Source organism: Chryseobacterium indologenes (genome assembly GCF_018362995.1).
Lineage (GTDB): Bacteria > Bacteroidota > Bacteroidia > Flavobacteriales > Weeksellaceae > Chryseobacterium > Chryseobacterium indologenes_G.
Genome location: NZ_CP074372.1, coordinates 4,690,744 through 4,712,864, shown reverse-complemented (window position 1 = coordinate 4,712,864; position 22,121 = coordinate 4,690,744). Strand labels below are relative to the sequence as shown.

Annotated in this window: 20 protein-coding genes and 1 tRNA gene; 12 read left to right on the top strand and 9 right to left on the bottom strand. The window is 37.0% G+C overall.

Translation table 11 applies throughout. The features are described from left to right. Nucleotides 1-326 precede the first annotated feature (326 nt). The 3 genes from DYR29_RS22955 to DYR29_RS21455 form a co-directional block, all read right to left on the bottom strand. Nucleotides 327-461: a hypothetical protein gene (locus tag DYR29_RS22955; RefSeq protein WP_262712114.1), complete on the bottom strand. Its 135-nt coding sequence runs from the start codon at nt 459-461 to the stop codon at nt 327-329. 62 nt (nt 462-523) lie between these two features. Then, the gene (locus DYR29_RS21460) at nt 524-1,543 is read right to left on the bottom strand and encodes a helix-turn-helix transcriptional regulator (protein WP_213278450.1); all 1,020 of its coding nucleotides are present in this window, start codon (nt 1,541-1,543) and stop codon (nt 524-526) included. 70 nt (nt 1,544-1,613) lie between these two features. Next, a complete protein-coding gene (locus tag DYR29_RS21455) occupies nt 1,614-1,949 on the bottom strand; it encodes a HopJ type III effector protein (RefSeq protein ID WP_213278449.1) in 336 nt (111 codons plus the stop codon). 733 nt (nt 1,950-2,682) lie between these two features. Here DYR29_RS21455 and DYR29_RS23065 point away from each other — a divergent pair. The 3 genes from DYR29_RS23065 (at nt 2,683) to DYR29_RS21440 (ending at nt 5,684) form a co-directional block, all read left to right on the top strand. Beyond that, nucleotides 2,683-3,483 carry an RtcB family protein gene (locus tag DYR29_RS23065; RefSeq protein ID WP_425394640.1) on the top strand — a complete coding sequence of 267 codons (801 nt, stop codon included), beginning with the start codon at nt 2,683-2,685 and terminating at the stop codon, nt 3,481-3,483. 99 nt (nt 3,484-3,582) lie between these two features. Then, nucleotides 3,583-3,693, top strand: a tRNA-OTHER gene (locus DYR29_RS21445). A 236-nt stretch (nt 3,694-3,929) separates the two neighbouring features. Then, the gene (locus DYR29_RS21440; protein WP_213278447.1) at nt 3,930-5,684 is read left to right on the top strand and encodes a hypothetical protein; all 1,755 of its coding nucleotides are present in this window, start codon (nt 3,930-3,932) and stop codon (nt 5,682-5,684) included. 306 nt (nt 5,685-5,990) lie between these two features. Here the strand turns inward: DYR29_RS21440 and cobC are convergent, their stop codons facing one another. The 3 genes from cobC to cobT are packed head-to-tail and all read right to left on the bottom strand — an operon-like array spanning nt 5,991 to nt 8,317. Then, the gene (gene cobC / locus DYR29_RS21435) at nt 5,991-6,545 is read right to left on the bottom strand and encodes an alpha-ribazole phosphatase family protein (RefSeq protein WP_213278446.1); all 555 of its coding nucleotides are present in this window, start codon (nt 6,543-6,545) and stop codon (nt 5,991-5,993) included. Next, nucleotides 6,530-7,312, bottom strand: a complete 783-nt coding sequence (locus DYR29_RS21430) for an adenosylcobinamide-GDP ribazoletransferase (protein WP_213278445.1) — start codon at nt 7,310-7,312, stop codon at nt 6,530-6,532. Before DYR29_RS21430 ends, cobC begins: the two co-directional genes overlap by 16 nt. Further along, nucleotides 7,313-8,317: a nicotinate-nucleotide--dimethylbenzimidazole phosphoribosyltransferase gene (gene cobT, locus DYR29_RS21425; protein ID WP_213278444.1), complete on the bottom strand. Its 1,005-nt coding sequence runs from the start codon at nt 8,315-8,317 to the stop codon at nt 7,313-7,315. A gap of 263 nt (nt 8,318-8,580) precedes the next feature. Here cobT and DYR29_RS21420 point away from each other — a divergent pair, with 263 nt between their 5' ends. From DYR29_RS21420 to DYR29_RS21410, 3 genes are read left to right on the top strand one after another with little or no spacing between them, the layout of a single operon-like run. After that, nucleotides 8,581-9,330, top strand: coding sequence for a nucleotidyltransferase domain-containing protein (locus DYR29_RS21420; protein WP_213278443.1), 750 nt, complete (start codon nt 8,581-8,583; stop codon nt 9,328-9,330). A gap of 11 nt (nt 9,331-9,341) precedes the next feature. Further along, complete coding sequence (locus DYR29_RS21415; RefSeq protein ID WP_213278442.1) at nt 9,342-9,956, top strand: hypothetical protein; 615 nt, start codon at nt 9,342-9,344, stop codon at nt 9,954-9,956. Between the two features lie 54 nt (nt 9,957-10,010). After that, complete coding sequence (locus DYR29_RS21410) at nt 10,011-11,111, top strand: nucleotidyltransferase domain-containing protein (protein WP_213278441.1); 1,101 nt, start codon at nt 10,011-10,013, stop codon at nt 11,109-11,111. A gap of 99 nt (nt 11,112-11,210) precedes the next feature. Here the strand turns inward: DYR29_RS21410 and DYR29_RS21405 are convergent, their stop codons facing one another. Next, nucleotides 11,211-11,552: a TfoX/Sxy family protein gene (locus DYR29_RS21405; RefSeq protein ID WP_213278440.1), complete on the bottom strand. Its 342-nt coding sequence runs from the start codon at nt 11,550-11,552 to the stop codon at nt 11,211-11,213. A 168-nt stretch (nt 11,553-11,720) separates the two neighbouring features. On the opposite strand from DYR29_RS21405, the gene DYR29_RS21400 reads away from it, so the two are divergent. The 4 genes from DYR29_RS21400 (at nt 11,721) to DYR29_RS21385 (ending at nt 16,673) form a co-directional block, all read left to right on the top strand. After that, on the top strand, nt 11,721-12,236 hold the full coding sequence (locus DYR29_RS21400) for a DUF2975 domain-containing protein (protein WP_213278439.1): 516 nt from the start codon (nt 11,721-11,723) through the stop codon (nt 12,234-12,236). A 1-nt stretch (nt 12,237) separates the two neighbouring features. Further along, on the top strand, nt 12,238-12,441 hold the full coding sequence (locus tag DYR29_RS21395) for a helix-turn-helix domain-containing protein (protein ID WP_002980904.1): 204 nt from the start codon (nt 12,238-12,240) through the stop codon (nt 12,439-12,441). 189 nt (nt 12,442-12,630) lie between these two features. Further along, entirely contained in the window at nt 12,631-13,503 is an 873-nt protein-coding gene (locus DYR29_RS21390; protein WP_213278438.1) for an ABC transporter ATP-binding protein, read from the top strand. A 2-nt stretch (nt 13,504-13,505) separates the two neighbouring features. After that, a complete protein-coding gene (locus tag DYR29_RS21385) occupies nt 13,506-16,673 on the top strand; it encodes an ABC transporter permease/M1 family aminopeptidase (protein WP_213278437.1) in 3,168 nt (1,055 codons plus the stop codon). A gap of 133 nt (nt 16,674-16,806) precedes the next feature. Here the strand turns inward: DYR29_RS21385 and DYR29_RS21380 are convergent, their stop codons facing one another. Next, nucleotides 16,807-19,044 carry a polyribonucleotide nucleotidyltransferase gene (locus DYR29_RS21380; protein ID WP_213278436.1) on the bottom strand — a complete coding sequence of 746 codons (2,238 nt, stop codon included), beginning with the start codon at nt 19,042-19,044 and terminating at the stop codon, nt 16,807-16,809. A 441-nt stretch (nt 19,045-19,485) separates the two neighbouring features. Here DYR29_RS21380 and DYR29_RS21375 point away from each other — a divergent pair, with 441 nt between their 5' ends. Then, entirely contained in the window at nt 19,486-20,907 is a 1,422-nt protein-coding gene (locus tag DYR29_RS21375; RefSeq protein ID WP_249413558.1) for a sugar MFS transporter, read from the top strand. A 121-nt stretch (nt 20,908-21,028) separates the two neighbouring features. Next, on the top strand, nt 21,029-21,388 hold the full coding sequence (locus DYR29_RS21370) for a DUF4260 domain-containing protein (RefSeq protein ID WP_213278434.1): 360 nt from the start codon (nt 21,029-21,031) through the stop codon (nt 21,386-21,388). A 361-nt stretch (nt 21,389-21,749) separates the two neighbouring features. Here DYR29_RS21370 and rpsO read toward each other — a convergent pair whose 3' ends face one another. Then, nucleotides 21,750-22,019: a 30S ribosomal protein S15 gene (gene rpsO / locus DYR29_RS21365; RefSeq protein WP_045494446.1), complete on the bottom strand. Its 270-nt coding sequence runs from the start codon at nt 22,017-22,019 to the stop codon at nt 21,750-21,752. Nucleotides 22,020-22,121: the final 102 nt, after the last annotated feature.

The window sequence follows — 22,121 nt, the reverse complement described above, 5'->3', positions numbered from 1 at the left end:
TAAAAACTTTGATTTCATACAATAAACAAAACGTTTAGATTCCTACGGAATGACACAATGGTAATGATAGTTTATCCGTACAGTTTGTCATTCTGCAGGAATCCAGCCCATGTTATCTGTTAAAAAAGTATTAAAGCTATATCCATAAATATGTTTGAGTTGAAGACGCGAGAATTCACCTCCTCTGGAGGGGTGGCAAAATTCAAAGAATTTTTGGCGGAGTGGTTTTCAGCGTTTATCAACAATATCCCTTTACAACAAAAAAGAGACTGTACCTAGTTATGACAGTCTCTTTTCAATAATTTTAAATTTAAACTACTTTACGTTTAAGCCGTAATCTGCTTTGGTTTTTCATTCTGATCTTCTTTTTTATCAAGCTTCTCAGATATTTTTTTAACAATATATTCTATCGCTATGGGTGCCAGGATTGCAATTAATGCTTTAAATATTCTTGATTTCATAAACTTAATTTTGTGTATTTAAATAATGCAATTTCCAAGCCAAGATAAAATAAGCAGAAAGCTTAGTTTTCCTCAGGAACAATCAAACTCTGGTAATTTTTGTATCCTGCATTAAACTTTTCTTCCATTTTCAACCGTAGTTTCCGGGGTTTATGAACAATCAGACTGTCCCCAAACCCAAGCAGCAATCTTTCTAATTCAAAATTGATCTGAACACATATTTTAAATAGGGTTCCGTCTTCATCTTCCTGAATGATCTCCTGGCTTTTGTGCAGCGGCTTTGTTTTCACATAAGGAGCATTTCCTGCATCTACCCAAAAAATCACATTTCTGGGTTCCAGTGATTCCGAAACGGTAACTCCTACAATATCTTTGAAATATTCATCTCCATCCAGATCTTTATCAATATACGGAAGGCTTTCATCTGTTTCAATACTTTCCATCCTGTCCAGTGCCAAATTGTACATTTTCTGTTTATAAAGACAGATCAGAAACCAACGGTTGTTGAATTCCTTCAATAGCTGCGGATGTACAGTAAATATATTGGATTCTCTTGCTGTAAAGCTTTTGTAAAGAATCTTCAGTACTTTTTTATTCGCGATACTTTCATAGAGGATATCAATATGTTCCAATCCTTTCAGCTGTTCATTTTTATCGAGGTGAATGATTGATTTCTGATTGGTTGCATGAATTGAGTCTTCCAGTTTCTGAATAACCCCATTCATCTCTTTGAACATGGAAAAGTCCTTAAACTGTTTTAAAATCTGGACTGCATTGTTCATGGCCTTCAGGTCACTTTCATTCACAGAGATGTTATGAATACTGTATTCCGGATCACTGTAGCGGTAGTATTTTCTTTCGTATACTTCAATAGGAGCTTCATACCCGAATTTCTCACTCCGCATATTCTGAAGGTCAAGCTGGACCGTTCGCTTACTTACATAGGATTCTTTTCCTTCAAATTCAAATAATGCTTCTGAACATTCATCAATGAGATCTTCCAGCGTATATTTCCTGTATTTGTTTTTAAGACATTTATCTAATGTTTTGTATCGGATCAGAGCGTTTTTATTGGATGACATACCTTAGTGTTTAATGATTGGTGTTGTTAAATAAGCTGTTCACTTATTCATTTCTGCTCTTTTCTAAAAGTTATTTTTCCTTTAAAGCATTTTCGTCAAAAGTAATTCCCTCCCAACCGAATTTGATAAAGTTTCGGATATTCTGGTGATCATCTCCCTCCGGATTTTTCAAAACATCATCTCTATAAAATTCTCCAAAAAGCCAAAGTGTCTCTTCTTTCGTCAGATCCTGAATACTCGCGAAGCTGAATACTTTACACGAACCATTATTCTGCCCTGCCTGATTGGTAGTATCTCCGTTTTGAAAAGCTGTAGGAGTAAATTCATAATTTTCATCAATGTAAGCGATAACATCACCAAACTGAATAGTTTCCGGGAAATGTTTTAATTGTTCTAATAGTACCATAAACCTTGTTTTTTAATTATATATTATTGACGAATCCGCAAAACTGTTTTTTCGACTTAATAAACTTTTTGTAAAAATAATTAAAATTTCTTTATCTACGCAAAACTATTGCGCAATAATGATATTACTTTGCATCATCAAAATGAAACAAATGGAATTTAATGGAAATCATTTAATCGAATTAGGATATAGACCAGCAAAATGGTTTAAAGATGCCATTAGCTATATCAATGAGAATAATCTGGATGAACATCAGATCGCAGAATATCTGGCACAGTTCAGACAACCGGATCTAATTCCGCTTCATGAAACGGCTAAAGATTTTGTGATCAACATCCGTGCAGAACATGAAAGTGAAAATGATAATGTGGAAAAGGTCATCAGAACCATGAAAGTGCTGATGAAAACCCCTACTCTCGTTGGTGGTGCAATAATGCCTGATGCCTGTCCTACAGGTCCTGAAGGTCAGATTCCGGTAGGAGGTGTAGTAATTGCCAAGAATGCCATTCACCCGGGATTCCATAGCGCTGATATCTGCTGTTCTGTGATGCTGACGGATTTTGGAAAAACCAATCCTAAAGAGGTTCTGGATGCTGCACATTCCGTAACACACTTCGGATATGGAGGAAGACCAAGAGATGAACAGATGCCGATGTCTCAGGAACTGATGGATGCTTTCAGAGAAAATGAATTCTTAAATGATGAAAAACTGATCAGCATTGCCCGTTCTCATATGGGAACTCAGGGAGACGGAAATCATTTCCTGTTCGTAGGAATTTCCAAAAATACCGGAAATACAATGATGGTAACACATCACGGATCCAGAGCTCCAGGAGCAGCCTTATATGATAAAGGAATGAAAACGGCCAACCGTTTCAGACAGGAAATCTCTCCTGAAACATTAAAAGAAAATGCCTGGATTCCTTATGATACTGAAGAAGGTAAATCCTATTGGGAAGCACTTCAGCTGATCAGACAATGGACAAAAGAAAACCATACTTCCCTTCATGATGCAGTTTTGAATAAGCTGGAAATAGAAAAGGAAAACAGATATTGGAATGAGCATAACTTCGTTTTCAAAGATGGAGATCTGTTCTACCATGCAAAAGGAGCAACGCCGCTAGATGATAAATTCATGCCTGATATCACGGGACCAAGACTGATTCCGTTGAATATGGCAGAACCTGTTTTGATTGTGCAGGGAAAAGCGAATGAAAGAAACATAGGTTTTGCACCGCATGGAGCCGGAAGAAACTTTAGCAGAAGCCAGCATAAAAGATCTTTAGCTCATAAAACAACTGAAGAAATTTTTAACGAGGAAACAGAAGGATTAGATATCCGTTTCTACTCTAATGAGGTTGATATTTCTGAACTTCCGAGCGCTTATAAAAGTGCTAAGAACGTAAGAGCACAGATTGAAGAATATGGACTTTGCGAAGTTCTGGATGAGGTGATGCCTTACGGTTGTATCATGGCGGGAGACGTGCAGAAGAATGCTCCATGGAAGAAAAAGAAGAAATTCAGAAAAGCATAATTTTTAATTTAATATAATCCTTAGAGGTTTTCAAACACTAATAACCAGCCTTGCAGGTATAAAAGCCTGTAAGGTTCATGAAAACTTTTTATAACGGCAGGGGCAGTAGCTCAGATGGTAGAGCAACAAAATTACTTTTCGCTGCAGGCAACTAAAGTTCCTATAAATCGCCAAGATTGTGGGTCACAGGTTCGAGTCCTGTCTGCTCCTCAATACAATGAAAATGTTTACATTAACCTATTCATTTTCATTAGTTAAAAAAATTAAGGCAAAGAAAGTTCCTATAATTCAGAATTACTTTCCGCCTTTTTACAAATTATAAGGCAAAGGGAGTTCCTATATTTTGGAAAGATACTCCCCGCTTTTTATAAACTATAGGTAAAAGGAGTTCCTATACCCTTCACTTTTAATGAACATACTCCTCACTTATTTTTTAAACTAAAACAATGAAAACACTACAATTATTCAATGCGGTATTGGCCAAAGAATCGAATGCAGAGCCATTTATTTCCAATGACGGTTTTCTTATTGAACCTAATGCAGTTTGGGCAAAAAATGAGATCATCTCTTATTATGCCAAGGAAAAACTGAATGGAAATGATTTGAATAAAACTTTCCATAAATCCTGGGAGAAAATAAAAAATACTTCCAGAACTGAATTGTTTTTTGAACAGATCAGACACTATATTTCAACCTATAGAAGTAATTTTCAAAATGAAATTTACATTCCTAAAGAAATATTGGATGTTCCTGATACAAAATTAATTTTTAAAGTCATAAAAGCTTATACAGTAGAAGAAATGCAGGAAAAATGCCTTTCTCTCTTAAAGTCAGGAATTGCTTTAAAAGAAGAAACCATTGATGATTTGCTGCATATTCTGCATACGGAACTGGAATATGATTTCACAGGAAAAGAAAACATCAGAAATAAGGAAGCCATTATCAAAATAGCCGATCTATACGATATTTATCCTGAAAATCCTGTTGAGTTTTTCCGTTATGTCATTTATAAAACGACTCATACAACGCTTTTAATTAAAAATGATGAATTGATTACTTTAATTAAGCAAAGTAATTTTAATCCAACCTATCTGTTTGAAAGCTTTGGTATGGAAAAACTGGCAGAAATTTTCAACAGATTCAAGCCGTTATTCCTTGCTTATAAAAACAGAGCTCCGAAAGCTATTAATAAGATTTCAAAGCTTTCTAAAATAAACCATAAACCATTGATTTCAAATCCATTGAACAATACTACCAATACATTATTAGAAAACAGTGATTGGCATTGGCTGGAAAATGCGACACCGTTTGCATTATTTAAAGCATTGTCCGCATGTTACTCAAGAATGTATGGTCAGGATACTTTTGTCTATAGAGTCAGAAACGGAAAATCATGGACTAAAAAAGGTAAGGAAACTTACGTAAATCAGTTCAACTATGATTTCATTCTGGATTTCTTGAAACTGAAATATGAAAACCTTTCCGGAAAGAAGTTCTACTTCCCTGAGAATGTAGAATTTGCATTACCAGCTTCTGAAAAAATGTTTGTTGGAAATATTCCTACCGGAACCCGTTTTTATGGTGAAAGACTGGCAGTAGGTATTTATTGGGAAGATCAATGGGGAGCCAATGACCTTGACCTTTCAGGATTGAATATTGCCGGAAAAATAGGCTGGAATGCCGCTTATAACCATGGTGACGGACAATTGATGTATTCAGGAGATATGACTTCTGCTCCCAACGGTGCTGTTGAATATCTTTATGCCAATAAAGGGCATTGTGCACCAACACTTGTCATGAACAACGTTTTCAGCGGAGATGCCAATTGTGGATATAAAATCGTGATCGGAAAAGGAGATGATATTTCCTATCAGTATATGATGAATCCCAACAATTTATTTGCTGAAGCCAGATGTAATTCTGTTCAAAAACAGATGATTCTGGGAATGCTGGTAACAAAAAACGAAAAGCAATGTTTCGTACTATTGAATTTCGGAGCCGGACATTCTCATGTTTCAGGAAATAGTGAAGTTTCAATGATGGCTACAAGCGCATTGTATCAGCAATGGTACGAAGCGATGTCTTTCAATGAACTTGTAAAAGAGCTTGGCGCAGAGATTACCAGAGAAAAGTTCGAGGCTGACTTTGATTTTTCACTGGAAAGCCTGGAAAAAGATAGTTTTATCAGGATTTTTAAATAAATTCTATAACGTCATCTGATGCTATCGGGTGGCGTTTTTTTGTGAGATTTGATGAGGGGACGTTGAAAACTACCCCGTCAAAAATTCTTTGAATTTTCGCCACCCCTCCGGAGGAGGGGAATTTTTACGTCTTCAGTTGAAATAGTATTCAGAAGTGCGATTTCCTAATTAATTTTTCTGATAACGCGGGCTGGATTCCTGCGGAATGACAAACTGTACGGATAAAGCTCTATTGCTATTGTGTCATTCCGTAGGAATCTAAACATCATATTCTAGATAATGAATAATGCAGAATGTTTACAGTGACTATACATTCATCTTTTTCACAGAAAATATTCCGTCATTCACATTAATAATGACCTTCTTTCCATAATCAATCTGAATATTAAACATCTTTTCAAGTGGAAACTTAAGCACTGTCTGAAGAATCAAACGTATGACTCCTGCATGGGTAATGATGAGAACCTTATTGACATCGTTTTTCTGAATGAGTTCATTCCAAAAGTTGAGAACACGGGTCTGCATTTCAACAAGATTTTCTCCGCCAGCAGCTTTAACATTGATAAAATCTTTATACCACGGATTGATTTCTTCTTCCGGAATATTGGTCCATTTTTTCATTTCCCAGTTCCCGAAATTCATTTCGCGGAGTCTTTCATCTGTTTGATAATCCAATTTAAAATAATCGGCCAGAAGACGGCATCGCTCAGAAGAACTTGAGATAACGATATCATAATCATCATCTATCTCTAATGCATTAAAATCTTCAGGATAATCTTTTCTTAAAGGCATTTCAGCAAAACCATAACACAGGTTCTCCGGATTTTCTACGGCGGTATGACGGATTAAATGAATTTCCATGCGATCATTGTTCCTAAGTAAAATAAAACTTCACAAACCTGCTGTACGGATCCTAAACAGTCACCTGTGTAACCGCCAATATGCTTTTTAAAATACCATCCCATATATATTTTACCCAAATAGGCCAGCGCAAAAGCGAAAATCAACCGCCAGTCCGAAATCAGGGCAAAAGCAATTAAAACACTTATAAATCCTACCAGTAAAGCCATTCCATCCAAAGGTTTATTGGCCAAAGGTTTTGATTTGCTGACATCAATATCGGTAACATATCGGTGAGTATAAATCATAGTTCCCGAAATAAACCGGCTTACTGTATGCGCTAAAACAATGATGGCGAGAACTCTTACTGGTGCTATTATTCCCAAAGCCTGAATGCTGTAAAATTTCAATGCAAACAGCAGAATAATTCCAATGGTTCCATATGCTCCTACCCGACTGTCTTTCATAATGGTCAGTATTTTTTCCTTTCCATATCCTCCTCCGAAACTATCGCACATATCTGTGAAACCGTCTTCATGAAACGCCCCGGTAAGTAAAACACTGGAGACCATCATTAAAACAATTCCTATTTCAAGATTAAAGAGCATCGTAGAAAGATAAAGAATTACAGCATTAATGAGTCCTATCACTAATCCAACCCAGGCAAAATACTTTTGGGATTTATTCATAATCTCACTGGAATATGGAATGGTAAACGGAACCGGAATTCTTGTGAAAAACATCAGTGCTGTTGCAAAGTAGATCAATTCATTTTTTATGGTTTTCATTTAATTTTTATTTGATACCTGTGCTCCCTCAAAACTCGACATTTCATTCAGGAAATTAACTGCGCTTTGAATAATCGGATAGGCCAATGCACAACCTGTTCCTTCTCCAAGACGCAGATTCAGATTGAGAATAGCTTGTTCTCTCATCAGTCCCAACAATTGAGGATGGGCATTTTCATTGCTTACATGACAGAAAATACAGTTGTTCAGAATTTCAGGATTCTTTTTCCAGACCGTGGCTACCGCTACCGTTGCAATAAATCCATCTACCATAATCAGCATATTGTGATGATAAGCTTCTTCGATGGCACCAATTATTTGTACGATTTCTAATCCTCCGAAGGTTTGTGCAATTTCATCCTCGGTCATTTCAGCAGGATATTTTTCTATAGCTTCTTTTAAGATACTGACCTTATTGTCCAGCTGATGATCATTCAACCCGGTTCCACGTCCGATACAATTGGTAATCGGAATGTCAAACAGTTTGCTCATCATCAATGAAGAAGCGGAAGTATTCCCGATTCCCATTTCACCGAAACCAATGATATTACAGCCTCTTTTAGCGATCTCAGACACCACAGATTTTCCATTTTTAAGGGCCTGTTGAAATTCTTTGGGCGTCATCGCCGGTTCTTCCAGGATATTACGGCTGGATTTTCTTACTTTTTTGTCTACCAGATCCAATCCTACCGGAAAATCAAAATTGACTCCGGCATCTACAATTTTGATTGCAATATCATTCTGCCTGCAAAAAACATTGATAGCAGCACCTCCACCCAGGAAATTCATTACCATCTGATAGGTTACCTCCTGTGGATAAGCACTTACACCCGCTTTGGCAATCCCATGATCGGCTGCAAAAACTACCATATGAGGATTCAATAACTGTGGGGAAGTAGTTTTCTGAACCATTCCGATTTTATGGGCAAGGTGTTCCAGATGTCCTAATGCCCCTAACGGCTTTGTTTTAAAATCAATTTTATGCTGTAATTCTGATGATAACATGGGTGTTTATAGTTATGTTAAATGGAAAAGTGCAATATTAGTAAAATAGAGAGTATTTTGTATCGTTTGTCTGTAGTTTTTATGAGTTGGAAGCTGGTAGCTGGAAGTAAGAAGAAGAAATTTCCCACACCATTCTCAAACTCTCCTACACACAAACTCACCAACCCGAAACTCCCAACCCGCATCTCGAATCCCGTAACTCAAAACCCTACGTAAGAACATTGCGCACTAGCCTTTTTACTTTGTAACATAAATAAAAAACAATGACACCAAAAATACTTGAAAAAATAAAAGAAGTTGAGGCAAGACGCGGCGTAGAAGTCCTTCTTGCGGTAGAATCAGGGAGCAGAGCATGGGGTTTTGCGTCTCATGACAGTGATTATGATATACGTTTTATATACCGCCATGACAAAGACTGGTATCTTTCTCCCTGGGATAAGGATGAAACGATAGAATTTATGACGGAAGATGATCTGGACGGTTCCGGCTGGGATCTGAGAAAGACCTTCCATCTTTTGTTGAAGTCGAATGCGGCCTTGCTGAGCTGGTTCTACTCTCCTATCGTCTATAAAGTGGATGAAAAGTTTATAGAACTGTTTAGACCTCTGGCAGATACCTGTTTTTCTCCGGTTGCGGTTTCTTATCACTATTTAAGCATGAGCAAGAAATATCTGGAAGCCTGCAGAAGTGAAGAAGTAAAATTAAAAAGTTATTTTTATTGCTTACGAACGACATTAACAGGAAAATGGATCATAGAAAAAGGAACAGTTCCGCCTGTACTGTTCAGTGATCTGCTTGTTTTAACAGATGATGCAACCAGACGGAAAATAGAAGATCTTGTTGTCTTAAAAGGAACCAAAGGAGAATCTTATTACCATCCGAACGATTGGGAATTGTTTGATTTTCTTGAGAAAACAATCGCTGAGAATGAGGAAAAAGCAAAAGGTCTATCAGGAGGAAAGGTGGATAAGGCTGAGATGGAAAGAGTTTTCAGGGAGATATTAAAACTTTAAAGAAAGATAACATGAAAATATTCAACTTTTTCAAAAAGAAATATATTCAAAAGGAGATTGAAAGATTGATTCCCAAAGAGAAAGAAAAAATACATGAATTTATTGAAAGATGTCAATTTTTAAAGGAAGAAATGGGAATTGAAGTCCCTCTGTCAGTGATCGAAACTTTCAAAAGGTATGATCTTCCCAAACACAATTATTTTTATAGTATTTTTTGGAATATTGATGATGATAGTTTTATCATTTTCTATACGGAAGCTTTTATTGAATTAGTTGTTACCCGATATAAAGAACTTCACGGAAAGGATGCAGATTTAGCTATATTGTTACAACAGCTTGATGATGCAGTTTATGAATTCCGTATAAAAGAAGATTGTTTTGACAGAACAAATCCTTCTTTTAACTTTATCAACAACTGTTATGAAGAGTTCAGAAAGTCTGGAGAAGAACTTATTATCACTATGGATTTGGGAAATTATGACAATCTTGTTCTCAATAAAGAAGAAAAAGGCAATGTGGGGTATAATTTATCATCTTATAAAACAACTGCAGGAATAAAATATAAATTTCTTACACAATTCAAACCTTTACCGGAAATCATCAAAGAAACTTTTGATGCACTTTAATTTTTGAAGTTCACTTAATACACCACAATTATTCCAAAAAAAAATAAAAAAATCATGACCATCCAAGACCTAAAAACCCGCAACCTCCTCCTCTTCGAAGCCATTTCCGGAAGTCGCGCTTTTGGGCTGGCAACGGAGAATTCTGATACGGATATCCGTGGAGTGTATTATCTGCCGAAGAAAGATTTCTTTGGTCTGAATTACATCCCGCAGGTTTCCAACGAGACCAATGACATTACGTATTACGAAATCGGGAGGTTTGTAGAACTGCTGCAGAAAAACAATCCCAATATCCTTGAAATTCTGGCAAGTCCGGAAGATTGTATTCAATATAAACATCCGTTGATGGATCTGCTGAAAACCGAAGATTTCCTTTCAAAACTCTGTAAAGATACTTTTGCAGGCTATGCTGTTTCCCAGATCAAAAAGGTGAAAGGTCTTAACAAAAAGATTTTAAATCCTGTTGATAAAGAAAGAAAATCTATTCTGGATTTCTGTTTTATCCTTAAGGGGCAAGGTTCTGTACCGTTGAAAAAATGGCTTCTCGAATTCCCTTTCTCTGGAGGGGTGTCCGAAGGACGGGGTGGTTCACAGGAAAAATGCGGATTAATCAACATTGACCATACAAAGGGAATGTATGCTTTATTTTATGATGAATCGGGAACATTGGGTTATAAAGGTGTTATGCAGAATGAAGAGGCAAATCAGGTTTCTGTGTCGTCCATTCCTAAAGATGAAAAACCGGTCGCTTATCTGTTCTGTAACCTTGATGCCTACTCTGTTTACTGCAAAGATTACAGAGAATATTGGAAATGGGTGGCTGAGCGTAATGAGGACCGTTATAATGTCAATCAGACCCACGGGCAAAATTACGACAGCAAGAATATGATGCACACCATCAGGCTCCTGCAGTCCTGTGAACAGATTTTTAAAACCAGTTCACTGACGATCCGCGTAGAAAACCGGGACGAACTGTTAGATATTAAAGCGGGCAACCAATCTTATGAAAGTGTAATGCAAATGGCAGAACACCTTATACAATCAATAGAAAAACACTATTCAACATCCAGTCTTCCTGACGGGCCGGATCTGGAAAAAACAACGAAAATCTTAATTCAGATCAGGGAAAAACTTTATCATAATGATGAATTATAAATGATGAGTGATGAATGTGGGATTGTAAACTCCAACACTCCCACTCTCTTACTCTCAGCCTCAGTAACCCGAAACTCGCACCCAGCACCCAACTCCCACTCACTTTTTCGACGCCTTCGCCACCGGATTATAATCCAAACAGATTCTGATCCAGTATTCAAAATCAGCTGCTTTTTGAAAACCAATGGGTTCAACATAGCAATATCCATTTAACTGCTTGCCTTTCATAATCATCGGCAGAAAACCTTTTTTCTCCGAAACCTCATCTTCCATTTCCGGATCATAACGGCACATCAGGTTGTCATGACTGATATTGATACACATTTTCCCGTTTACCAGAAAAGACAGTCCGCTGAACATTTTCTTCTCTTCAACCTCAATATTTTCTATGATTGAAAGCCGTTCACGTACCCGGTCGGCAAGTTCAGTACTGTAAGCCATGGTTTCTATTTTTTTATTATTTAAAATTAATTAAAAACAGTGATTATCACAACGTTTTCAATACTTTATTCTCAAATTCCACACAATACAAAATAAAATTTTATTTAAATCAATTATTGTTTTACGATAATTAATTATACATTTGCAATATCAATTACTCTTCGTACCATGAACCAGACCAAAATTATTTCAAAAATTTTATTTTATATCTGCTCTGTATTGTCGGCCGGATATTTAATCACTTTTGTGTATTCCGTATTCTGCCTGATCAGCGGATTTGCGGTTACACCTTATAAAGAGGGGAAGTTCCTCCACATCAATTATCCGTTTACAGAACAGCCATTTCTGAATATCGAAAACAATTACTCCTATATGATTTTTTCATTTCTGTCTGTACTCATCACTTATGGAATCTTTTTCTGGTTATCTGCCAGGGTTTTCAAAGTATTTTTCCAGCAGAAACTGTTTACTCAGGAAAACATTATTCAACTTAAGAAATTTTACCTGTACAATATTTTTATCCCGCTTCCACTGGTGATGATCGCGAGTTTCTTTGTGGAAGTAGAAAGTATGATATGGGGACTGGTGTTTATTCACTTTATGCTTGGAATTTTCTGTCTGTTTCTTGCGAATATCTTTAAGCAAGGACTACATTTGCAAAACGAACAAGACCTATTTATTTAAAATGCCAATTATAGTCAACTTAGATGTGATGCTTGCCAAACGAAAAATGCAGAGTAAAGAATTGGCAGAAAAACTGGGTATCACGCCCGTAAACCTCTCTATCCTGAAAACCGGCAAAGCCAAAGGTGTCCGCTTCGATACCCTTGAAGCCATTTGTAAAATCCTGGAATGCCAGCCGGGAGATATTCTTGAATTTAAAGAGTAATCGAGATTCGAGTTGCGGGATTCGGGGTACGAGTTACGTGTTGGAGCGTTTAGAGTGGGTGTGTAAAAATTCCACTTCTAACTTCCAGCTAATACTCCAATCCTAAACTTTAAACCCTAAACTTTAAACTTTAAATTTAAACTAGCTGCCGAAAGGCCGCCCGTCCTTTTATTCCCCAAACACAACGTTATGAACACATTATCAATCAACAATCTCAGTCTTACCTACAAAAATGGTTTTCAAGCCATTAAGAACATTTCCCTCGACATCCAAAACGGAATGTTCGGGCTGCTTGGTCCCAACGGAGCCGGAAAATCTTCTCTGATGAAAACCATTGTAGGGCTTCAGAAACCAACATCGGGAACACTGCTTTTCAATGAAGTAGATATTATCAAAAATCCCGATTATATCAAACAGAATCTTGGATTCCTACCTCAGGACTTTGGTGTTTATCCAAAGGTATCTGCTTATGACCTATTGGAACATATTGCTGTATTGAAAGGTATCACCGACAAAAATAATCGTAAAAATCAAATTCTGGGTCTTCTTGAAAAGGTCAACCTTTCTGATTTTGCTAAAAAAGAAGTACACACCTTCTCCGGAGGAATGAAACAGCGTTTCGGCGTAGCCCAGGCATTATTGGGAGATCCGAAAATTATTATTGTGGATGAACCCACCGCAGGATTGGACCCTGAAGAACGTAACCGATTTAATACATTGCTTAATGATATCAGCCAGGATGTGATTGTGATTCTGTCCACTCATCTCGTTGAGGATGTCAGAAACCTTTGCTCAGAAATGGCGGTAATGAATCACGGACAGATTCTCAGAAAAGGAAATCCGGGAAAATTAATCGCAGAGCTGGAAAATAAAATCTGGTCAAAACCGATTGACAAAACCGAACTGGAAACCTATGGTTCCAGCTATGAGATCATCAGCAGACAGCTTCTCGAAAGGGAGCTTCATATTACTGTATTTTCTGAAGAATCTCCCAAAGATTTCAGTTCCGTAACTCCTTTACTGGAGCACGTTTATTTCCAAACACTCACTCAAAAACCTTAATCATGAACACTATATTTTTATTTGAAGCCGGACGCTCTTCCAAGCACTGGCTCACCTATCTTGTGGCCTTACTCTTAGTTGCTATTGGTATTTTTTGCGGAAGCCAGTTCAATCTTTCAGTGGGGGAAGGAATTTATTTAAACTCACCTTATACTATCGGTTTTATGACCGGAATGCTGAGTCTTGCGGTTATTTTTTTTGCTACCGTATATGCTTTACAGCTCTTGTTTAAAGATCAGGATTCAAAATTTGACCACATTCTGTTTTCATTTCCGATTTCAAAATCCACTTATCTGAAAGGGAAATTCATCGCTTATTTTCTTCAGACATTTGTAAGCTTTTCATTTCTGATGACAGGATTTATTATAGGACAAATCATGCGTACCGGAAGTGAAATGCAGGAAAACTTTACGATTATCCATTACCTCTATCCTTTATTGATCTTTGGCCTTACCAACAGTTTATTTGTCTGCAGTTTTCTGTTTCTTATTTCATTTATTGTCAGAAAAAAACTGCTGGTTGTAGTAGGCGGACTGCTTTTGTATGTCTTATACATGGTTATTTTATTATTTTCAAACTCACCTTTTATGGCTGGAAGCTTGCCTCAGTCTCTGGAAACTCAGCAGTTTTCAGCTTTGATTGACCCTTTTGGACTGTCTGCTTATTTCATGCAGGCCCGTGATCTTAGTTCGCATCAGAAAAATATCCAGATGGTTCCTTTTACGGGTTACCTTTTGTTGAACAGACTCTTGTTTATTCTTGTATCAGCAGGATTTCTACTTCTCTCACTCAGATTATTTTCATTTTCCAATTTATCCGGAAAGAAAGTAAAAATGTCGGGAATTATTCAGCCATTATCGGAAACGAACAGATCAGAATATTCAACTGTTTCAGCTAATTTTGGTGGGTTGACTTCTTTTCGGGCTGTATTTTCTTTTGTGAAAACCGATCTTACTTATCTGTTTAAAAGTATTGCTGTCCCCGCAGTTTCTATTCTTCTATTATTTTGTGTCGGCATGGAAATGTATGCCGAGATTGAAAAAGGAATTCGTCTTCCGCAGAAATATGCCGGTTCGGGACTTATGGCAACAACCATTTCAGAGAATTTTCATCTGCTGGGTCTCCTTATTTCAGTTTATTTTCTGAATGATATTTTCTGGAGAAGCCGAACTTCTGGATTTTTTCTGATTGAAAACAGCACTTTTTTCTCAAAAAACAGATTAGCCGGGCATTTTATTTCGATCAGTCTTCTGCTGTTTTTCTTTACAGGAATTCTAATTGCCCAGGGAATTGTCTTTCAGGCAGCTTATCAGTATTTTCATATCGACTGGAAGGCGTATCTCGGCGTTTTCCTTTTCAATACTTTCCCTCTGATTCTGTTTTCCGGATTGATCCTTTTCATTAATGACAGAATTCCTAATAAATTCATTGCACTCGGAGTTTCCATTCTTGCAGTTTTTGTATTGTCCGGTCCTGTTTCCGGGAAAATCATCTCCTACCCTCTTTTCAGAATATTTTCTGATTTTAAAGGCACTTACAGCGATTTTAACGGCTATGGAATCTATGAAAAAGCTTTTGCACGAAGGCTTCTGTTCGGAGCGGCTGCCATCTGTACTTTATGGATGTTTAATGGTTTAATCAGGAGTAAAAAAACACCTGTTGCCTCTTCCATTTTAAGTATTTTCCTGCTGGTTTCAGGGATCTTTGCCGGAATATTTTTTATGAAAGGATATATTCCTAAAAACGAAGACCAAAATCTCTTAAGCTCAGTAGAATATGAAAAAAACTTCCGGAAATATGAAAATATTCCACAGCCCGATATTACTGATGTTACCACAGAAATTAAGTTGTATCCTTCAGAAAATGCCTACCAGATTGCAGGAAAATACACCCTTACCAATCAAACCGATCAGCCCATCAATAAATTACTCGTCAATTTTAATGAGGATTTAAAGCTTAAATCGGCTGCATTGACATCAGGTCCTGAAACAATAAAAATTGATAAAAACACTACAGAAATTGTATTACAACAGGCTATTCAGCCAGGCAAAACTGCTTCCCTGAACTTCACCCTATCTTATCAATGGTTTGCTGTTAATGGTCATCAATCCTTTAATGCCATTATTGAAAACGGATCTTTTATGAGAATCAGCAGATATTATCCCACCATTGGTTATCAAAAGGATTATGAGATTCAGGATGAAAAACAGCGCCGCCAGTTCAAATTGGGAAAACTTACGGAACTGAAGAAACCGGAAGGTCCTGAAGTAATAAAAAAGGATTTTATTAACCTTAATATGATTGTTTCTACTGAAGGGAACCAAACAGCCATAGGCACCGGAGATCTGGTAAAGAAATGGACAAAATCAGGGCGTCATTATTTTGAGTACAAAGCAGGTCAAATCCCTTTTCGCTTTGCCGTTTCTTCAGCTAACTATGAAATAAAAAGTGAGAAGTATAAAGGAATTATCATCAATATCTTCTATCATCAAAAACATTTTGAAAACGCAGATCATCTTCTGGAAAATGCAAAACTTACTTTAAATTACTGCCAGCAGAATTTCGGGAAATATCCTTTTAAAACCATCAATTTTGCAGAGATTTCGTCATTTACCCGAGGTTTTGCTGCAACAGCCTATCCTTCTGCCATCTTTATGCCTGAAGATATGATTTTTCATGCTAATATACAGGCAGATAAGAAACAGGATGTCATCAATGAACTTGCAGGACATGAGCTTTCACATCTCTGGTGGGGAAACAGTCAGATCAATCCTGACGACAGAGAAGGTTCTGTAATGCTTACCGAAACACTGGCGATGTATACAGAAATGATGCTTTATAAGAAAATGCATGGCAGAGAAAAAATGATGGAAAGAATCAAAGTACATGAGCAGATCTATGACAATGAAAAAGGATTATCCGAGAATGTTCCCATCTATAAGGCTACGGGAGACGTTCCTCATATTTCTTATTCCAAAGGGGCTGCAGCCATGATAGAATTGAGTAATTTAATTGGTGAGGATAATGTCAATGCAGCTTTAAAAAGCTTTTTGAACAACAATCAATATCCTAAGAAACCCTCTTCACTGGATTTGATTAATGAGTTTTATAAAGTAACAAAAGATCCTTCAATCAGAAAACAGATCGACAAATTATTCAAAACCATTTAAAATTTGAGTTTTACCCTATGATTCACAAGGTAAAAAAATTAAAATAGATTGGTTCACCTTTGGTTCACAATAAAGATATAAAAGCAAAAATCCCTCAAATTGAGGGATTTTTTATATTTAAGAATGAATCTTATTAAGCTTCGTTGGAAGGAGTTTGGTTTTCCACTGGTTTTTCGCTTTGTGGCTTTTCACCTTGTGGCTTCTGTCCTTCAGGTCTTCTTTGTCCCTCTGGTCTACCTTGTCCTTCCGGTCTTGGAGGTCTTGGTAAAAGAACTTTTCTTGAAAGTTTCATTTTCTTACGGTCATCATAACCCATGAACTTCACTTCTACTTCATCACCTTCAGCATAAGGAACTTTGTCCAGACGAGCCCATTCAATTTCAGAAATGTGAAGAAGTCCTTCTGTACCTTTAGCAATGGCTACAAATGCACCAAAGTCCATTACTTTCACTACTTTACCTTTGTAAATTTCACCTACAACCGGTACGAAAGTAATTTCGTTGATCTTAGCAACAGCAGCATTGATTTTCTCTCTGTCTGTTCCTGCAATTTCGATACGTCCGATTTCTCCGACTTCTTCGATAGCAATAACAGTATCAGTATCTTTCTGCATCTGCTGAATAATTTTTCCTCCAGGCCCGATTACAGCTCCAATGAAGTCTTTAGCGATCTCCATTACTACCATTTTCGGAGCGTGAGGCTTCACATCTGCTCTTGGTTCGGCAATTGTTTCAGTGATTTTATTTAAGATGTGTAATCTTCCGTCTCTAGCCTGCATCAAAGCTTTTTCCATGATATCCATAGAAAGTCCCTGGATTTTGATATCCATCTGACAAGCAGTGATACCGTCTGCGGTACCTGTTACTTTAAAGTCCATATCTCCAAGGTGATCTTCATCTCCTAAGATATCAGAAAGTACCGTGAATTTACCTGATTTTGCATCTGTGATCAATCCCATTGCAATACCGGAAACAGGTTTTGTAATCTGTACCCCGGCATCCATTAGTGCTAGTGTTCCTGCACAAACTGTTGCCATTGAAGATGAACCGTTTGATTCCAGGATATCAGAAACAATTCTGATGGTATATGGATTTTCTTCAGGAATTACAGCCTGCAATGCTCTCTGAGCAAGGTTACCATGTCCTACTTCTCTTCTTGAAGTTCCTCTTAAAGGTCTTGCTTCACCTGTAGAGAAAGGAGGGAAGTTATAATGTAAGAAGAATTTCTCGTCGTGTTGCGTGATAACGCTGTCTACCATGTTGGCATCTTTCACAGAACCTAACGTTACTGCTGTTAAAGACTGAGTTTCACCTCTTGTAAACACTGCAGATCCATGAGCTCCCGGAAGATAATCAATTTCTGACCAGATTGGACGGATCGTTTGAGGATCACGACCATCAAGACGGATATTGTCTTCAAGAATCATCTGACGCATTGCTTCTTTCTCTACATCATGATAATATACTTTTACGAAAGGTGTTACTCTTTCCAATTCTTCTTCGTTATCAGCATATTGAGCAAGGAATTCTTCACGAACCGCTTTGAATTTCTCTCCTCTCTCCTCTTTTCCAGATGGAGTTCTTGCTACTTCATATACTTTATCGTAAGTTTCTTTCCATACTTTTTCACGAATTTCTTCGTCATGAGTTTCGTGAGAATATTCTCTCTTAGGGAAAGCTTTTCCTACTTTTTCTGCTAATCTCTCCTGAGCTTCAATTTGCTTTTTAATTTCAGCATGACCAAAATTAATAGCTTCTAACATTTCCTGCTCAGAAATTTCTTTCATTTCACCTTCTACCATTACGATGGAGTCTTTAGTAGCTCCAACCATGATGTCCAGCTCAGAATTTTTCAATTCTTCATAGCTTGGGTTGATAGAAAGTACTCCGTCAAATCTTACAACTCTTACCTCAGACATTGGTCCGTTGAAAGGGATATCAGTAATAGCAATAGCTGCAGAAGCCGCCAAACCTGCTAAATCATCAGGAATTGTTTTTCCGTCATAAGAAATTAATGAAATCATCACCTGAACTTCAGCATGGAAATCTTCAGGGAAAAGCGGACGTAAAACTCTGTCCACCAAACGCATTGTTAAAATTTCCTGATCAGAAGGTCTTGCTTCTCTACGGAAGAAGTTTCCAGGAATTCTTCCACCTGCGTAGAATTTTTCTCTGTAATCAACTGTTAATGGTAAAAAATCTACACCAGGATTTGCTTCTTTATTGGCTACAACAGTTGCTAAAAGCATTGTTCCACCCATTTTTACTACCACAGATCCGTCAGCCTGCTTGGCCAATTTCCCTGTTTCGATAGTGATTTCTCTGCCATCAGCAAGAGTAATCATTTCTGTAAACGCTTGAGGTATACTCATAAATTTGTCTTCTTAATACTCCGTATTGAGTATGAATTAATATTTAAACTCTTTAAATTTCGTGTGCAAAGGTACTATATAATAATGAAATATTAAATTTTTCACTTGCATAAATAGGCTGTCAAAATACAAAAAATTGGCTATCAGTTGATGAAAGATTCAAAAATTTATAGCTGTAATCTCAACTTATTCGTTATTTGTGAAAACAAAAATGTGTTTTTCTGAAGATAATGCATTGAAAAATGCTGGTGTTTTTGTATTATTGTCTCAAAAAATGAAAATAATATTCTGAATTGAAAAGAAGTATACATTTCATTATAAAAACCATTAAAATTATTGCAAAAACATAGGTTGATCCCTATATTTGCCTTACTTCACAAAATTCAATGCTGTGTGCAAAAAAAGTTAAGGACTTATCCTTATACAGATAAATAAATGTTTATGATTAATAAAGAAGTACAATCGCAAAGCAGGAATTATACGGTTCCGTTGATTACCATCACCCTGCTGTTTTTTATGTGGGGATTCATCACCTGTATGAATGATATCCTGATTCCCTATCTGAAGCAACTTTTCAATCTTACCTTTTTTGAATCCATGCTGGTACAGTTCTGCTTCTTCGGAGCTTACTTTATCGGATCGCTGATTTATTTCCTGGTCTCTATTACAAAAGGAGATCCTATCAATAAATTAGGCTATAAAAAAGGAATCCTGTTCGGAATTTTTCTCGCAGCTTTTGGCTGTGTCCTGTTTTATCCGGCAGCTACGTTTTCGTATTATCCGTTGTTTTTAGGGGCCTTATTTATTTTAGGATTAGGCTTTACCGTATTGCAGATTACTGCCAATGCCTATGTTTCGTTACTGGGAAGTGAGGAATCTGCTTCCAGCCGATTGAATATGACACAGGCATTCAATGCATTCGGAACTACGATTGCTCCTGTGCTTGGAGGCCATCTTATTTTTGAATTTTTCTCATCCCCGGACGGATCATTCAGTGCGGTAGCAACAAGAATTCCGTATCTTATTTTTGCAGGAATCCTTTTATTGGTTGCCCTATTGATTTCCAGAGTTAAACTTCCATCATTCCAGATGGGTGAAGAAGAAGTTGTAAAAGGTTGGGGAGCTCTTGAGTTCAGCCATCTGAAATTCGGGGTATTTGCTATGTTCTGTTATGTGGGCGGAGAAGTAGCGGTGGGAAGTTTTATCATCAGTTTCCTTGAGCAACCGCAGATTATGGGCTTCAATGAAATCATCAGTAAGAATTACCTTTCTCTGTATTGGGGTGGTGCCATGATCGGCCGTTTTCTTGGAGCTATCTCTTTGAACCAATCTTTAAGCCAAGGCAAAAAAGCTGTTTATATGCTTGGGGCAGCAGGAGCTGTTTTCCTGGTAATCTTCAGCATTGTAAATCTTACGTTCTCTCAGATCAGCTTTTTCCTTGTATTTATCGTTCTGAATTTCATTGCCTTTTTCATTGGTAAAGCGGCTCCCGCAAGAACGCTATCAATCTTTGCAGCGATCAATGTCGTATTATTGATTTCAGCCATGGTCAATCATGGAGAACTGGCTATGTACAGCATTTTAGGAATCGGAATTTTCAACTCTATCATGTTCTCTAATATTTATACGTTGGCTATTTCAGGATTGGGTAAATATACCAGCCAGGGATCATCATTAGTGGTAATGGCTATTTTAGGAGGTGCTATTGTTCCTATATTTCAGGGATATCTTGCAGATCAGTTTGGAGTACAGCATTCATTCATTATTCCTGTATTCTGCTATCTGGTTATTCTGATCTTCGGTGCTTACTGTACCAAATATCTTGGCCATGTGGAAACCACTGAAGCCAAATCAGGGCATTAAAAATCAATCATATCAAAATGTATAAGCGGAATATCTCAAAGGTGTTCCGCTTTTTTTCGGTCTTAAAATGTAACTTTCTACCATAAAAAAGAACTTATCTAATAATTAACACCAAATTATTATGAAAATACAATTAAAGCTTGAATACGCAGCATTTCTGTTGTTAGGGATCTATGCTTTTGCCCAAACGGGATATTCATGGTGGTGGTTTGCCGGACTATTCCTTGCGCCGGACATTTCAATGCTGGGGTATACAGTGAATACAAAGGTTGGAGCATTTTTCTATAATCTATTCCATCACTTTGGAGTAGCTGTGATTGTTTATTTTGCCGGAACAGCCTTATCTCTTCCCTATTTGCAGATGACAGGAGCCATCTTATTTTCTCACTCCGCTTTTGACAGGATTCTGGGCTATGGATTGAAGTATCCGGATAGTTTTCAGAATACGCATTTGGGAAAGGTTGGAAAGAAGGCTGAATAAAATAGCTATTATGGGTTGACCACCCCGTCAAAAATTCTTTGAATTTTCGCCACCCCTCCAGAGAAGGGGAATTTTCGCACCTTCAGTTGTGTTATTGGCTTAAGTTGTAATATTTTTATGGATAATAAAATCTGGATTCTTACGGAATAACAAACTGAATGATACAACTCTATTTGAATTGTGTCATTCCGCAGCGATTCTTTGTTAAAATCAAAGACTTTCAAAACTTAAGTGTTCTTCTCAAATATCTAATAGTTTCTAAAAAAGCTTTGTCCCTTTTTATGGTTAAAGATTCGATGTATTATAAAACAAAAAAGCAACCTCTTTCGAAGTTGCTTCTTATTTTGAAAATCTTTATAGATTATTTTCTTAAACCTAATGCAGCAATAATAGCTCTGTATCTTGCGATATCTTTCTTTTTAAGGTAATCTAATAAACTTTTTCTCTTACCTACCAATTTCACTAGAGATCTCTCTGTGTTGAAATCGTGACGGTTAGCCTTTAGGTGTTGAGATAAGTGGTTGATTCTGAAAGTGAAAAGAGCAATTTGTCCTTCTGCGCTTCCTGTGTCCTGTGCAGATTTTCCATGTTGTGCGAAAATTTCCTGCTTTTTGTCTGTTGTTAAGTACATTCCAATATTGTTTAATGATTATTATGTAACGGGTGCAAAATTACGACTATTTTTTGATTCTGCAAACATTATTGATTTCATAAATCAAATTTGATAGAAAAA

What these genes read in the sequence shown, in the direction of transcription:
- DYR29_RS21380 (WP_213278436.1), bottom strand. Translation starts at nt 19,044, where the DNA reads ATGAGTATACCTCAAGCGTTTACAGAAATGATTACTCTTGCTGATGGC.
- rpsO (WP_045494446.1), bottom strand. Translation starts at nt 22,019, where the DNA reads ATGTACTTAACAACAGACAAAAAGCAGGAAATTTTCGCACAACATGGA.
- DYR29_RS21375 (WP_249413558.1), top strand. Translation starts at nt 19,486, where the DNA reads ATGATTAATAAAGAAGTACAATCGCAAAGCAGGAATTATACGGTTCCG.
- DYR29_RS21385 (WP_213278437.1), top strand. Translation starts at nt 13,506, where the DNA reads ATGAACACTATATTTTTATTTGAAGCCGGACGCTCTTCCAAGCACTGG.
- DYR29_RS21400 (WP_213278439.1), top strand. Translation starts at nt 11,721, where the DNA reads ATGAACCAGACCAAAATTATTTCAAAAATTTTATTTTATATCTGCTCT.
- DYR29_RS21395 (WP_002980904.1), top strand. Translation starts at nt 12,238, where the DNA reads ATGCCAATTATAGTCAACTTAGATGTGATGCTTGCCAAACGAAAAATG.
- DYR29_RS23065 (WP_425394640.1), top strand. Translation starts at nt 2,683, where the DNA reads ATGGGAACTCAGGGAGACGGAAATCATTTCCTGTTCGTAGGAATTTCC.
- DYR29_RS21430 (WP_213278445.1), bottom strand. Translation starts at nt 7,312, where the DNA reads ATGAAAACCATAAAAAATGAATTGATCTACTTTGCAACAGCACTGATG.
- DYR29_RS21440 (WP_213278447.1), top strand. Translation starts at nt 3,930, where the DNA reads ATGAAAACACTACAATTATTCAATGCGGTATTGGCCAAAGAATCGAAT.
- cobT (WP_213278444.1), bottom strand. Translation starts at nt 8,317, where the DNA reads ATGTTATCATCAGAATTACAGCATAAAATTGATTTTAAAACAAAGCCG.
- DYR29_RS22955 (WP_262712114.1), bottom strand. Translation starts at nt 461, where the DNA reads ATGAAATCAAGAATATTTAAAGCATTAATTGCAATCCTGGCACCCATA.
- DYR29_RS21370 (WP_213278434.1), top strand. Translation starts at nt 21,029, where the DNA reads ATGAAAATACAATTAAAGCTTGAATACGCAGCATTTCTGTTGTTAGGG.
- DYR29_RS21390 (WP_213278438.1), top strand. Translation starts at nt 12,631, where the DNA reads ATGAACACATTATCAATCAACAATCTCAGTCTTACCTACAAAAATGGT.
- cobC (WP_213278446.1), bottom strand. Translation starts at nt 6,545, where the DNA reads ATGGAAATTCATTTAATCCGTCATACCGCCGTAGAAAATCCGGAGAAC.
- DYR29_RS21415 (WP_213278442.1), top strand. Translation starts at nt 9,342, where the DNA reads ATGAAAATATTCAACTTTTTCAAAAAGAAATATATTCAAAAGGAGATT.
- DYR29_RS21405 (WP_213278440.1), bottom strand. Translation starts at nt 11,552, where the DNA reads ATGGCTTACAGTACTGAACTTGCCGACCGGGTACGTGAACGGCTTTCA.
- DYR29_RS21410 (WP_213278441.1), top strand. Translation starts at nt 10,011, where the DNA reads ATGACCATCCAAGACCTAAAAACCCGCAACCTCCTCCTCTTCGAAGCC.
- DYR29_RS21460 (WP_213278450.1), bottom strand. Translation starts at nt 1,543, where the DNA reads ATGTCATCCAATAAAAACGCTCTGATCCGATACAAAACATTAGATAAA.
- DYR29_RS21455 (WP_213278449.1), bottom strand. Translation starts at nt 1,949, where the DNA reads ATGGTACTATTAGAACAATTAAAACATTTCCCGGAAACTATTCAGTTT.
- DYR29_RS21420 (WP_213278443.1), top strand. Translation starts at nt 8,581, where the DNA reads ATGACACCAAAAATACTTGAAAAAATAAAAGAAGTTGAGGCAAGACGC.